Here is a 13,979-nt window from a genome sequence, read left to right on the forward strand (position 1 = left end):
TCCGACAATAGCTCATCTTTTTACAGGAGAGGAAAAATGAGCGGCATGGTATTCGAAGTAATGCAGGAGACTGCTACCGAGGCAGTCATCAAGGTGATCGGTGTAGGCGGTGGCGGCTGCAACGCTATCGACAACATGATCAGTAACCAGGTGCAAGGCGTGGAGTTCATCTGCGCCAATACGGATGCCCAGGCGCTCAAGCGCAACAAGGCACCGCAGAAACTGCAGCTGGGCAATAATCTGACCAAGGGCCTGGGTGCAGGTGCCAACCCCGATACTGGCCGTAATGCCGCGCTGGAAGACCGTGAGCGCATTGCTGAAATGTTGCGCGGTGCCAATATGGTGTTTGTGACCGCAGGCATGGGTGGTGGTACCGGTACCGGTGCCGCACCGGTGGTGGCCGAAGTGGCCAAGGAGCTGGGTATCCTGACTGTGGGCGTGGTAACCCGCCCGTTCGAATACGAAGGCAAGCGCTTGCGTGTGGCCAACGATGGTATCGAGCTGCTGAAGAAGCACGTCGATTCCCTGATCGTGATCCCGAACGAAAAACTGATGGCCGTACTGGGCGAAGATGTCACCATGCGCGAAGCTTTCCGCGCCGCCGATGACGTGCTCAAAGGCGCGGTAGCCGGTATTTCCGAAGTGATTACCTGCCCGGGCCTGATTAACGTCGACTTTGCCGACGTGCGCGCGGTGATGAGCGAAATGGGCCTGGCCATGATGGGTTCTGCCTTTGCTTCCGGTATCGATCGTGCGCGTGTGGCTGCCGAGCAGGCCGTAGCTAGCCCGCTGCTGGACAACATCACACTGGAAGGCGCCCGCGGTGTGCTGGTGAACATTTCTACCGCACCAGGCTGCCTGAGGATGAGCGAGTACCGCGAGATCATGGGCATTATCCGTCAGTACACTGACGAAGACGCCCAGGTGAAGTTCGGTACTGCCGAAGTGGAAGACATGCCGGAAGACACCATCCGCGTGACCTTGATCGCGACCGGTCTGGGCCAGAAACCCGCCAGCAACCGCGACGAGCGCCCGGATTACATCAAGATCGTCAAAACCGGTACCGATAATGTTGCCATGGAAATGGATTTCAACGACCTGAATACGCCGGCCGTGATGCGCAACCGTGGTCGTCGGGCACCGATTTCCACTGACTTTTCGGACCCGGAAGTAAGCGAGTCTTACGATATTCCGGCTTTCCTGCGTAAACAGGCTGATTGATAGTTTAGGGCAATTGATTGTTCGATAGTAATCAATTAGCCGCATGGCGCGGCTATGCTAAACTGTCGACAATCGCTATGCCCGAAAGCCCGTCATGATCCTGCAACGCACGCTGAAACAGGCCATCAGCGCCACTGGCGTTGGGCTGCATTCCGGCGAGCGGGTCAAACTGACCCTGCACCCGGCTGCACCCGATACCGGTATTGTGTTCCGCCGCACCGACCTGCCTGCGCAGGACGAGGTGGCGGTACGGCCTGCGCTCGTGAACGACACGCGCCTCTCCTCGACACTGGTCACCGAGACCGGTGTGCGTGTCGGCACGATTGAACATCTGATGTCTGCCTTTGCAGGGCTGGGCATCGATAATGTGATAGTCGATGTAACAGGCGCCGAGATGCCCATCATGGATGGCTCGTCGGCGCCGTTCATCTTTCTGCTGCAAACAGCGGGAATCGAGGAGCAGCCAGCGGCCAAGAAGTTCATCCGCGTCAGGCAGACGATAGAGGTGATCGAGGGCGACAAGTGGGTAAAACTTGTGCCTCACGATGGCTTTAGTGTGCAGCTGTCTATCGAGTTTAACCATCCGGCGTTCAATCGTGCGCCGCAGATGGTAAGCGTGGACTTTGCCAGCCATTCCTATATCGAAGAGATCAGCCGCGCCCGTACTTTCGGTTTCATGCACGAAGTCGAGTACATGCGCAGCCACGGGCTGGGGCGGGGGGGCAATCTTAACAACGCCATCGTGATCGACGACGAGTATGTATTGAATCCGGAGGGGCTACGTTTTCCGGACGAATTTGTGCGGCACAAGATTCTGGATGCCATCGGTGACTTGTATATCGTAGGCCACCCGCTGATTGCTGCATTCAGCGGCCATAAATCCGGCCACGCCATGAACAACAAGCTGCTGCGGGTGATGCTGGAAACGCCTGGTGCATGGGAGTTTGTGACGTTCGACAACCCGGAGGATGCGCCAGGCAGCTTTCACCCCTTGCCGGAAGTAGCCTGAAGTCTAGACATGAAAAAACCGTGCTTCTGCACGGTTTTTTGTTTGGCATTTATTTGCGGATAGGGTCTATTTTTGTGGGCCCGGCCATGGTGCTTGCCTTTGCCAGGTTGCTGCTCAATTCTGTCGCATTGAGTGGTGGCGTGTTGTCTGGGCAAAGTGCCTGTATTACAGTTTTCATGGCCAGATTGTTGGGGTCCAGCTTGCGCCACTCTTTGCGTATGGATTCAAACCAGCGCTTATTGACGCTGTCACCATAGGCATAACTGCGTTGGGTGCGCTCGCCACAATGCACGCCTTCGTGGCTGATGTTCTCAATGCCACCACTACTTAACTGTAGCAGGGTAAAACGTATGGTACGGTCATCGGCCAATAGCAGAGTTTTGCTATCGATGAATAATTGTCCCTTGAGCGAAGCTGGCTTCACCAGCTCTACCCACTCCATCCCCCCATAGCTTGGCAGCGCTAAGACTTGCTCTTGCCAGGGGCCTTCATCCACGTAATTGCCAGTTTTTTTTTCTCTGCCTTTGCCGGATAGGTCGGCATGGGCAAGGTTGGCCGCACATAGCATGCCTAGTATGATAAGACGGGTTTTCACAGTGTTTTCCTGAGTTGTCCAATACGAAGCTGGTGGCGGCGGCGTCCGCTTTCGCGCCCACCGATACCGTAGCTTACCTCGGTAAAGCTGACATCGCCGCGAGCGGAAACGTTCACAATGCTACTGCAGCGGGTACCGTAGTCGCGGCCAACGATAAACACCGGCGACAGCATTTTTTCCAGCGCGGAGCCTATGCCGGTATTGGGTAGCTGTTCTGGCGGAGCGCTTTCCGGGTTCATTAGCCAAGGGAGAACTTCGCTGTCAGCGGGTGGCCGCTTCAAGGTTGTCATCTTCTGGCGTAGCTGCTCAGCCTTGAACCAGCGCGTATCCATGTCGGCATTCGAGAGCACATGGATACCTGGCGCGATGCGGTTGAGTGACTTTGTCCTGCTGTTGAAATGCAGCAGATCATTAACCTGCCCAAACACCAGATTAAACGGGCCGTAGTCGCCGGTGTGCGCCTTGAGCCAGGCCGCGTACGCCAGGGCACTGTCGTCACCACTGACAAAGCGTTGCACCAGCTCGCCACGCGACCGTGCCGCGGCGACCGCGCGCCCTTCGCGGATGTGCGTGACTGCGGCAAAACGGCCGCGCGTATCGATCGCCATCCAGCTACCGCCTGCCTGCACATCTCGGCCACCCAGTATTTGCGGATAGTCGGTCCAGAAATCCAGGGGCAGGGCAGGCCGCGTGTAGTATTCGTCACGGTTGGCCAGTAAAACCAGCGGCCCGAGCGCCGGTGTCTTGTAGGCAAGGGCAATGATGCACATGGTGGCTGTCCTTGGGCATTTTGCCGAAGGCCTTTAAAATAACGTTTTGATTGTAACCGCTCTACGCCTGGAGGAAGTGTGTATGCAGCCAGATCTTGCGCTGGACTTGTCGGGGCTAAACTGCCCCTTGCCCATCCTGCGAGCCAAAAAAGCACTGGCGACCATGGAAAGTGGCAAGGTGCTGTCCGTTTTGGCGACCGATCCCGGGGCACCCAAGGATTTTGAGGCATTTTGCCGCCAGACAGGCAATGTATTGCTGACTTCCACCGTTCTGCAAGACGGGCGCTTTTCCCTGTCGATTCGCCGTAAGTGATAAAGGACGCCATATGGCGCCTTTCTTTATATTGATGATTGCATAAGGTTGCTACATGAAACTGACCATTACCCGCCCTGATGACTGGCACTTGCACGTACGCGACGGTGTTGCGCTGGCTGCCGTGCTACCTGATACCTGTCGCCAGATGGGCCGCGCCATCATCATGCCTAATCTCAAACCGCCGGTAACCACGGTGGAAATGGCTGCCGCCTATCGTGAGCGCATTCTGGCCGCGCGCCCGGCAGGCAGCAATTTTGAGCCGTTGATGACACTGTATCTCACCGAGACCACTACAGCCGAGGAAGTGCGCAAGGCCAAGGCCAGCGGTTTTGTACACGGCATCAAGCTGTACCCGGCGGGTGCCACCACCAATTCGGATGCCGGTGTACGTGACGTGAATAACGCCATGGTGGCACTGGAAGCCATGGCCGAAGTCGGCATGCCACTACTGGTGCACGGTGAAGTCACCGACCCGGCGGTTGATGTGTTTGACCGTGAGGCGGTGTTCATCGACACCGTGTTCGAGCCGCTGCGCAAGCGCCTGCCCGGTTTGCGCGTGGTGTTCGAGCACATTACTACCCGTCAGGCTGCCGAGTACGTGGCCAGTGCCGGCGACAATATTGCCGCCACCATCACGGCCCACCACCTGTTGATGAACCGTAATGCGCTGTTTACCGGCGGTATCCGCCCGCATCACTACTGCCTGCCGGTACTCAAGCGCGAAACGCACCGCGAAGCCCTGCTGGCTGCGGCGACCAGTGGCAGCAAGAAATTCTTCTTGGGTACCGACAGCGCACCGCATGCGCGCCATACCAAGGAAAACGCGTGCGGCTGTGCCGGCATGTACACCGCCAATGCGGCCATCGAGCTGTACGCCGAAGCATTTGATGCGGCTGGCGCACTGGACAAGCTGGAAGCCTTCGCCAGTTTCAACGGACCTGATTTTTATCAACTGCCGCGCAATACAGACACCCTAAGCTTGGTACGCGAAGCATGGCAGGTACCGGCTACCTTGTCTTATGGAAATGACGAGCTGGTTCCCCTGCGTGCAGGGGAGTATGTGCAATGGCGATGCGTACCATGAGTAATGCTCATGTAACTAGTCCAAAATTGCTTAGCCGAAAGGAATAAGTGCAGGAAATGCTACGCATCACAGGCATTGTGATGCTGAAGTGACGATTCGGGGCTTGTAGTAGCCATGTGTGCTGTGCATAATTGCCTCGCCTTTGCGTACTGTATACACACAGTTTGTTTTTCTCGGGGGGCCCGCACCAAGACGGGCCACCTCTGTTCAAGGAGAGCAGGAGAATATGAAAAAGAATATGTCTTTCAGCGTGTTGGCCGCATCTGTTGTGCTGGCCATGGGTGCCAATGCTGCCTTTGCTGCCAAAGTGCCCGCCGGCGTACAACTGGCTGCCAAACAAGAGCTGACCCGTAACAACGGTTCCGAGCCGGAATCCCTGGATCCGGCTCTGGCTGAGTCGGTAGGTGCCAACAATATTGCCCGTGACCTGTTCGAAGCGCTGACCGCTGCTGACAACGATGGCCGCATCGTGCCGGGCCTGGCCGAGTCCTGGAAACAGACCGACCCGACGACCTGGGTATTCACGCTGCGCAAGAACGCCAAATGGTCTGATGGCGTACAAGTGACCGCCGACGATGTGGTTTATGGCATCCGCCGTTTCCTGGATCCGAAAACAGCTTCTCCGTACGCATCGACTTACGGCGCCTTCCTGCTGAACGGTGTTGAAGCCGCAGAAGGCAAAAAAGCGCTGACCGACATTGGCATCAAAGCCGTCGACAAGCTCACCGTAGAAGTAAAAACCCCGTACCCGGTAGCGTTCCTGCCGGAAGTCATGTCCAACAACCAGCTGGGCCCCGCTCCGCGCCACGCTATCGAAAAGCATGGCAAAGACTGGACCAAGCCGGGCAAGTTGGTGGGCAACGGTGCGTTTGTGCTGAAAGACTGGGCAGTTAACAGCAAGATCGTTATCGAGAAAAACCCGCAGTACTGGGACGCCAAGGCCGTCGTACTGAGCAAAGTGACCTACTTGCCGATCGAAGATGGTTTTGCTGACGTAAAACTGTACCAATCCGGCGAGAACGACTGGGTGTACCAGCTGCCCCCAGGCACCTACGAAAAATACAAGGCCGAGCTGCCCAAGGATGTACGCAACTCGCCTATGCTGGGCCTGCGTTATTACAGCCTGAACGCCAAAGACCCGGTGATGAAAGACAAACGCGTTCGTCAGGCGCTGTCCATGGTGATCGACCGTGACATCCTGGCCGCCAAGATCACTGCCGACGGCCAGTCGCCAGCCTACAGCGTGGTGGTGAAGGGTACTGCCGGTGCCGATGCTACTACCTACGACTGGGCCAAATGGCCGATGGAACAGCGCGTGGCCGAAGCCAAGAAGCTGCTGGCCGCCGCAGGCCTGCAGGCTGGCAGCAAGATCAAGTTCACTTACAACACCAGTGAATACCATAAGAAAATGGCGATTTTTGCCGCTTCCGAGTGGAAAACCAAGCTGGGCCTGAACACCGAGCTGGAAAACATGGAGTTCAAGGTTCTGCTGAAAAAACGTCACGATGGTGAATACCAGATCGCCCGTAACGGCTGGGTAGCTGACTACAACGACGCCACCACCTTCCTGACCCTGGTGCAGTGCGGCTCCGACCAGAACGACAACGGCAACTGCAACCCGAAAGCAGAAGAGTTGATCAAGCAGGGTAACCAGGCTAAAGACGCGGCCAAGCGCAAGCAGCTGCTGACCCAGGCTACCAAGATGATCATGGATGACTACCCGATCATCCCGCTGCTGTCCTACACCACGCCACGCTTGGTAAAACCTTATGTGGGCGGCTATACCGGCAAGAACTCGCTGGACCGCTACCGCAACAAGGACCTGTACATCATCAAGCACTAAGTTGATGTCGCCAGCCTGAAGGATTTTCCTTCGTAACGAAGACCGGGTGCATCCTCTACAGGGTCACCCGGTCTGATTTGGAAGTGGTAGTTGCAGCATGTCCCGTGCCATGGCACAGGGGGCGACCCTGCCTGTGCGTGCCGTATGCTGCTACCGACCTGGAGTACTCCCATGTGGTCTTACGCTTTTCGACGCGTATTGATGACGATCCCCACCCTGTTGCTCGTCATCACTGTCTGTTATCTAATGTTGCATGCCACCCCGGGTGGCCCGTTTGATTCCGAACGCAAAATTTCTGCTGCTGTCATGGCTAACCTGCAGGCCAAGTATCATCTGGACCTGCCGTTGTGGCAGCAATACCTGTATTACCTCAAGAGCCTGCTGCAAGGCGATCTTGGCGCCTCTTTCCGTTACGCGGACTGGAGCGTGAACGACCTGGTGGCCAATGCGCTGCCCATTTCCGCCCTGATCGGTGGTACCGCGCTGCTGCTGTCGGTGGTGATCGGCATTGTGCTGGGTACCATTGCCGCGCTGCGCCAGAACAGCCTGATTGACTACTTTGTGATGCTGATCGGCAACTTGGGTAGTGCTTTCCCCTCGTTTGTGATCGGCCCGGTACTGATCCTGGTGTTTGCCATCTGGCTGGCTTGGCTGCCGGCGGGCGGCTGGAACGACTACCAGGTTCATTACATGGTGCTGCCTATCGCGCTGCTGACCTTCATCAACGTGTCCACCATCGGCCGTGTGATGCGTGGCAGCCTGATTGAAGTGATGAACTCCAACTTCATCCGTACGGCCAAGGCAAAAGGCCTGCCGATGCGTACCATCGTGATGCGTCATGCGCTGAAACCCGCCCTGATGCCGGTGATTTCCGTGGTAGGCCCGATTGCCATTTCCACCATTACCGGTGCCGTGGTTACCGAATCGGTCTTTTCCCTGCCGGGGCTGGGCAAGCTGATTATCAACGGTGCATCCAACCGTGATTACACCCTGGTACTGGGCCTGGTGGTACTGGTAACCGTGGTGGCGGTGCTGATCAACCTGCTGGTTGACCTGTGTTATGCATTGCTTGACCCGAAGATTCGCTACTAAGCGCAGTCTTGGATAAGTCTACCAGCGAGGATAGTCATACATGTTTTCCCGAAGCAAACAAAGCGATCTGGCCGGGGCCATCGAGGCCAATATCAATGCGGCCGCTATTGAAGGTCGCAGCCCGTGGCGCGATGCCCGCGAGCGTTTTTTCCGTAACAAGGCTGCGGTTGTCAGCCTGGTCATCCTCACCATCATTGCAGTGGCCTGCATTTTTGGCCCCATGGTGCTGCCGTACTCGTACGAAGACACCGACTGGAACGCCATGAGCCTGCCGCCGGGCATGGAAGGTGCGCACTATTTCGGTACCGACGAACTGGGGCGTGACCTGCTGGTGCGCTGCCTGATAGGTGGCCGTATCTCCCTGATGGTGGGCCTGCTGGCGACCATCGCCTCGGTGACCATCGGTATCGTATGGGGGGCGACCGCCGGCTTCATGGGCGGCAAGGTGGATACCATCATGATGCGTATCGTGGACATGATGTACGCCGTGCCCTACCTGCTGATCGCCATCCTGATGGTGACCCTGCTGGGCCGCGAGTTCTACCTGGTGGTGCTGACCATTACCGTGTTCTCCTGGATGGACATGGCGCGCGTGGTACGCGGCCAGACACTGTCCATCAAATCTAAGGAGTTTGTGGAAGCCGCGCACGCTATCGGTGTGTCCACCCCCAACATCATCTTCCGTCACATTGTGCCCAACCTGCTGGGTATCGTGGTGATCTACACCACCGTTACCGTGCCAGGCGTGATTCTGACCGAGTCGGTGCTGTCCTTCCTGGGTCTGGGTGTGCAAGAGCCGATGACCAGCTGGGGCGTGCTGATCGAAGACGGTACCGGTGTCATGGAAACCACGCCGTGGATCCTGCTGTTCCCGGCTGCCATGCTGTCCATCACCCTGTACTGTGCCAACTATATTGGTGACGGCCTGCGCGACGCGCTGGACCCGAAAGACCGCTAAGGAATACGCCATGAGTCTTCTGAAAGTTAATAATCTTGGCGTGCAGTTCCAGACACCGGACGGCATGGTCAATGCAGTAAACGGCGTCAGCTTCGAGCTGGATGCCGGCCAGACGCTGGGTATTGTCGGCGAGTCCGGCTCCGGCAAGAGCCAGTCGGTACTGGCCATGATGGGCCTGCTGGCCAAGAACGGCCGCCCCACGGGCGAGGCCTTGTACAAAGGCCAGAACCTGCTGACCATGAGCCCGAAACAGCTCAACGGTATTCGTGGCGACCGTATCTCCATGATCTTCCAGGACCCGATGACCTCGCTGAACCCCTACCTGACGGTAGAGCGCCAGATGACCGAGGTGCTGGAGCTGCACAAGGGCATGACCCGCAAGCAGGCCAAAAAGCGCGCCATCGAGCTGCTGGAAGCGGTACGCATCCCCGAGGCTGCTCGCCGTATCGATATGTACCCGCACGAGTTCTCCGGCGGTATGCGCCAGCGCGTGATGATCGCCATGGCCCTACTGTGCGAGCCGGAAGTGCTGATCGCCGATGAGCCCACCACCGCGCTGGACGTGACCGTACAGGCGCAGATCCTCACTTTGCTGAAAGAGCTGCAGCGCGATTTTGGTACCGCCATCGTGATGATCACCCACGATCTGGGTGTGGTCGCCGGCCTGTGTGAAAAAGTGATGGTGATGTACGGTGGCCGCGTGATGGAGTACGGCACAGCCAACGACATTTTCTACCAGCCGTCCCACCCATATACCATAGGCCTGCTGGGCGCGTTGCCGCGTCTGGATCACGATGGCGATGCACTGGTCAGCATTCCGGGCAACCCGCCGAACATGGCGAACATGCCTAAAGGCTGTCCGTTTACCGAGCGTTGTGCCCATGCCTCGGCACAGTGCGCAGACGTCCTGCCGGGCCTGCTGCCATCTGCGGCCAACCCGGCCGTATTGCGTGCTTGCCACAAGCCAGTGGCTGAACTGAAACTGGAGCTGAGCCATGGCTGAGAAGAAACTGCTGCTATCGGTGCGCGATGTCAAAGTGCACTTCAAGGTAAAAGGGAATAACGACTGGCCATGGACGCCAAAACGGACGCTCAAAGCGGTAGACGGTGTCAGCTTCGATCTGTACGAAGGTGAAACCCTGGGCGTGGTGGGTGAGTCCGGTTGCGGCAAGTCCACGCTGAGCCGCGCCATCCTCAACCTGATTCCCGCCACCGATGGCGAAATCCTGTGGATGGGCAAAGACCTGCGCAAGGGCAGCGATAAAGACTGGCTGCATGTTCGCAAGGATATCCAGATGATCTTCCAGGACCCGCTGGCGTCGCTGAACCCGCGCATGACCATTGCCCAGATCATTGGCGAGCCGTTGCGCGTACACCGCCCGGAGCTGTCGCCGGACGAGATCATGAAGCGTGTACGCGCCATGATGGTGAAAGTCGGTCTGCGCGAGCAGATGATCAACCGCTACCCGCACGAGTTCTCCGGTGGCCAGTGCCAGCGTATCGGTATTGCCCGCGCGCTGATCCTGGAACCCAAGCTGATTATCTGCGACGAGCCGGTATCGGCGCTGGACGTGTCCATTCAGGCGCAGATCATCAACTTGCTGAAAGAGCTGCAGCGCGAAATGGGCCTGTCGCTGATCTTCATTGCGCACGATTTGGCGGTGGTGAAGCACATTTCCGACCGCATCCTGGTGATGTATCTGGGTCGTGAAATGGAGCTGGCAGAGAAGTACGCGCTGTACGACAAACCAGCCCACCCGTACACCCAGGCGCTGTTGTCGGCGATTCCTATCCCCGACCCGAAGCTGGAGCGCAACAAGACCATCCAGATCCTGCAGGGCGATTTGCCTAGCCCGATCAACCCGCCGTCCGGCTGCGTGTTCCGTACCCGCTGCCCGAAAGCGGTAGAGCGTTGCGCGAAAGAAGAGATCAAGCTGCACGCGGTCACCGCCGCCACGCAGACCTCCTGCTTGCTGGCATAAGCGCCCGGGTTGGCCGCATGCGGCCAACCTTGAGCACAAGAAAGCCCGGACACGTCCGGGCTTTTTCTTATCCAATAACCCGGTTGCTGCTTCACTTCACGTGCTTGTGTGCTCTGGCTTTGTTGGTGCCCACTGGCCCGGTGCGTTCCTTGTCTTGGGCAGGGCTTCCTTACGCTTATTGCGATGCTGGCCGTGGCAGGCAGACGTAAAAAAACCGGCGCATAATGCGCCGGTTTTTGCAGGGCAGGGTGGCGATCAGGCCAGCTTGCCGTGGCATTGTTTGTAACGTTGGCCGCTGCCGCACGGGCAAGGGTCGTTGCGGCCAACGCGCAGGCCTTGCGAGGCCAGGGCTTCCGGCGAGAACGGGTTGCCCTCGGTGGCGCTTGGCGCGTCGTCGTGGTGCATTTCCATGCCCGCTACTTCGTGCGGCGCGACGGCCTCCATGTCTTCCTCGCTGCGTACCTGCACGGTCATCAGTACGCTGACCACACCGCGTTTCACACGTTCCAGCATGTCGGAGAACAGCTCGAAGGCTTCGCGCTTGTATTCCTGCTTCGGGTTCTTCTGCGCGTAGCCGCGCAGGTGGATGCCCTGACGCAGGTGGTCCATGGCAGCCAGATGCTCGCGCCAGTGGTTGTCCAGCATCTGCAGTACCAGGCCGTGTTCGAACTGGCGCATGGATTCCTCGTTGGCCAGCGCCACTTTCTCGGCGTAGCTGGCCGCGGCCAGGTCCAGGATGCGCTGCTTGATGTCCGGGATATCCAGCGTCTGCTCGGCTTGCATCCACTGGGCTACCGGGGCCTGCAGCTGGAATTCGCTTTCCAGTGTGCGCTCCAGGCCCGGCAGGTCCCACTGTTCTTCCATGGAGTCCGGCGGCATGTGCAGGTCGACCACGTCGCTGAGCACGCCTTCGCGCATGTGGGTGATGATGGCGGCCACGTCCTGGTCTTCCAGGATTTCGTTACGCTGCTGGTAGATCACTTTGCGCTGGTCGTTGGCCACGTCATCGTATTCCAGCAGCTGTTTGCGGATGTCGAAGTTGCGGCCTTCTACCTTGCGCTGGGCGTTTTCGATGGAGCGCGATACCCACGGGTGTTCGATGGCTTCACCGTCCGGCATCTTCAGCTTGTCCATGATCATGGCCACGCGGTCGCCGGCGAAAATACGCAGCAGCGGGTCTTCCAGGCTCAGGTAGAAGCGGCTGGCACCGGCATCACCCTGGCGGCCGGAACGGCCACGCAGCTGGTTGTCGATACGGCGCGATTCGTGGCGCTCGGTACCGATGATGTACAGGCCGCCGGCAGCCAGTACTGCGTCGTGGCGCACTTGCCATTCGGCACGGATGGCGGCGATGCGGCTGTCTTTTTCGGCGTCGGACAGGCTTTCATCGGCCTGGATGGCCTTGATTTCCGGCTCGGGGTTACCACCCAGCACGATATCGGTACCTCGGCCGGCCATGTTGGTGGCCACGGTCACAATGCCGGGGCGGCCGGCTTGTACCACAATGTCGGCTTCGCGCGCGTGTTCCTTGGCGTTCAGCACGTTGTGGGCGATGTCGGCCTGGGTCAGCAGCTGCGACATCAGCTCGGAGTTTTCAATGCTGGTGGTACCTACCAGCACAGGTTGGCCGCGGCTGACGCAGTCTTTGATATCGCCGATGATGGCGTTGTACTTCTCGCGCGCCGAGCGGTAGATCTTGTCCTGGTGGTCCTGGCGGATCATCGGGCGGTTGGTCGGGATGACCACGGTTTCCAGCGCGTAGATGTTCTGGAACTCGTAGGCCTCGGTATCGGCGGTACCGGTCATGCCGGCCAGCTTGCCGTACAGGCGGAAGTAGTTCTGGAAGGTGATCGATGCCAGGGTCTGGTTTTCGCGGTTGATCTGCACGCCTTCCTTGGCTTCTACCGCCTGGTGCAGGCCGTCGGACCAGCGGCGGCCGGCCATCAGGCGGCCGGTGAATTCGTCCACGATCACCACTTCGCCGTCCTGTACCACGTAGTGCTGGTCCAGGTGGAACAGCGCGTGCGCTTTCAGCGCGGCGTTCAGGTGGTGCATCAGGGTGATGTTGGCCGCAGAGTACAGGCTATCGCCCTCTGCCAGCAGGCCCATCTGGGTAAGGATGGCTTCGGCGTGCTCGTGGCCGGCTTCGGACAGCAGCACGCTGTGCGCTTTCTCATCTACCCAGTAGTCGCCTTCGCCATCTTCGGCTTCCTGCTTTTTCAGCAGCGGCGGTACGGCGTTCATGGCGCGGTACATGTCCACGTTGTCTTCGGCCGGGCCGGAGATGATCAGCGGGGTACGCGCTTCGTCGATCAGGATGGAATCCACTTCGTCCACCACGGCAAAGTTCAGCTCGCGCTGCACTTTCTCGTGCAGGCTGAACACCATGTTGTCGCGCAGGTAGTCGAAGCCGAATTCGTTGTTGGTGCCGTAGGTAATGTCGCAGGCGTAGGCCATTTTTTTATGGTCGTGCTGCATTTGCGACAGGTTCACGCCGACGCTCAGGCCCAGGAAATTGTACAGCTTTTGCATGATGCCGGCGTCACGGCTGGCCAGGTAGTCGTTCACGGTAATCACGTGCACGCCCTTGCCGGCGATGGCGTTCAGGTACACCGGCAGGGTGCCGACCAGGGTTTTGCCCTCGCCGGTACGCATCTCGGCAATCTTGCCATGGTGCAACACCATGCCGCCGATCAGCTGCACGTCGAAGTGGCGCATGTTCAGCACACGGCGCGAGGCCTCGCGGCACACGGCAAACGCTTCAGGCAGCAGGGCATCCAGGCTTTCGCCTTTGGCGTGACGCTCTTTGAATTCGGTGGTTTTGGCCGCCAGCTGTTCGTCCGACAGTGCCTTCATGGCGTCTTCCATACCGTTGATACGGTTGGCGACCTGGCGATATTGCTTGAGCAGTCGTTCATTGCGGCTGCCGAATACTTTCTTGAGAAGCGTCGAAATCATCGTGTGGACATCCAGCGGCCAGCGGGCCGATAAAAATGGCTAAAAGTGTAGCACAGGCAGACCCTCTTTTAATGGGGGCATTGCTGACCGGTATCAAGAGCCTGTGCATTGGAACAGTGTTGACGCCTGATTCGCGGTGTTAGGTTATTTG

Annotated in this window: 12 protein-coding genes; 9 read left to right on the plus strand and 3 right to left on the minus strand. The window is 58.4% G+C overall.

Annotation, left to right across the window (positions count from 1 at the left end; all coding sequences use genetic code 11):
- The first annotated feature begins 36 nt into the window (after positions 1-36).
- Both ftsZ and lpxC read left to right on the plus strand, forming a co-directional pair.
- Positions 37-1,221, plus strand: a complete 1,185-nt coding sequence (gene ftsZ, locus PQU95_RS03790; protein ID WP_272750759.1) for a cell division protein FtsZ — start codon at positions 37-39, stop codon at positions 1,219-1,221.
- A 97-nt stretch (positions 1,222-1,318) separates the two neighbouring features.
- The gene (lpxC, locus tag PQU95_RS03795; protein WP_272750822.1) at positions 1,319-2,230 is read left to right on the plus strand and encodes a UDP-3-O-acyl-N-acetylglucosamine deacetylase; all 912 of its coding nucleotides are present in this window, start codon (positions 1,319-1,321) and stop codon (positions 2,228-2,230) included.
- A gap of 49 nt (positions 2,231-2,279) precedes the next feature.
- Here the strand turns inward: lpxC and PQU95_RS03800 are convergent, their stop codons facing one another.
- The gene (locus PQU95_RS03800; RefSeq protein WP_272750760.1) at positions 2,280-2,825 is read right to left on the minus strand and encodes a CNP1-like family protein; all 546 of its coding nucleotides are present in this window, start codon (positions 2,823-2,825) and stop codon (positions 2,280-2,282) included.
- Positions 2,822-3,595, minus strand: a complete 774-nt coding sequence (locus PQU95_RS03805; RefSeq protein ID WP_272750761.1) for an NRDE family protein — start codon at positions 3,593-3,595, stop codon at positions 2,822-2,824. Before PQU95_RS03805 ends, PQU95_RS03800 begins: the two co-directional genes overlap by 4 nt.
- 82 nt (positions 3,596-3,677) lie before the next feature.
- Here PQU95_RS03805 and PQU95_RS03810 point away from each other — a divergent pair, with 82 nt between their 5' ends.
- From PQU95_RS03810 to oppF, 7 genes are all read left to right on the plus strand, one after another.
- Positions 3,678-3,908, plus strand: coding sequence for a sulfurtransferase TusA family protein (locus PQU95_RS03810; RefSeq protein WP_272750762.1), 231 nt, complete (start codon positions 3,678-3,680; stop codon positions 3,906-3,908).
- A gap of 55 nt (positions 3,909-3,963) precedes the next feature.
- A complete protein-coding gene (gene pyrC, locus PQU95_RS03815; RefSeq protein ID WP_272750763.1) occupies positions 3,964-4,995 on the plus strand; it encodes a dihydroorotase in 1,032 nt (343 codons plus the stop codon).
- Positions 4,996-5,221: 226 nt separating this feature from the next.
- On the plus strand, positions 5,222-6,838 hold the full coding sequence (locus PQU95_RS03820) for a peptide ABC transporter substrate-binding protein (protein ID WP_272750764.1): 1,617 nt from the start codon (positions 5,222-5,224) through the stop codon (positions 6,836-6,838).
- Positions 6,839-7,009: 171 nt separating this feature from the next.
- Positions 7,010-7,930, plus strand: coding sequence for an oligopeptide ABC transporter permease OppB (gene oppB, locus PQU95_RS03825; RefSeq protein ID WP_147688121.1), 921 nt, complete (start codon positions 7,010-7,012; stop codon positions 7,928-7,930).
- Between the two features lie 40 nt (positions 7,931-7,970).
- Positions 7,971-8,888, plus strand: coding sequence for an ABC transporter permease subunit (locus PQU95_RS03830; protein WP_147688120.1), 918 nt, complete (start codon positions 7,971-7,973; stop codon positions 8,886-8,888).
- 10 nt (positions 8,889-8,898) lie between these two features.
- Entirely contained in the window at positions 8,899-9,891 is a 993-nt protein-coding gene (locus PQU95_RS03835) for an oligopeptide/dipeptide ABC transporter ATP-binding protein (protein ID WP_147695135.1), read from the plus strand.
- On the plus strand, positions 9,884-10,870 hold the full coding sequence (oppF, locus tag PQU95_RS03840; protein ID WP_272750765.1) for a murein tripeptide/oligopeptide ABC transporter ATP binding protein OppF: 987 nt from the start codon (positions 9,884-9,886) through the stop codon (positions 10,868-10,870). The genes PQU95_RS03835 and oppF overlap by 8 nt, the downstream gene beginning before the upstream one ends.
- Positions 10,871-11,125: 255 nt before the next feature.
- Here oppF and secA read toward each other — a convergent pair whose 3' ends face one another.
- Entirely contained in the window at positions 11,126-13,828 is a 2,703-nt protein-coding gene (gene secA, locus PQU95_RS03845) for a preprotein translocase subunit SecA (protein ID WP_272750766.1), read from the minus strand.
- Positions 13,829-13,979: the final 151 nt, after the last annotated feature.

Origin of the sequence: Vogesella aquatica (assembly GCF_028548455.1) — a bacterium.
Taxonomy (GTDB): domain Bacteria; phylum Pseudomonadota; class Gammaproteobacteria; order Burkholderiales; family Chromobacteriaceae; genus Vogesella; species Vogesella aquatica.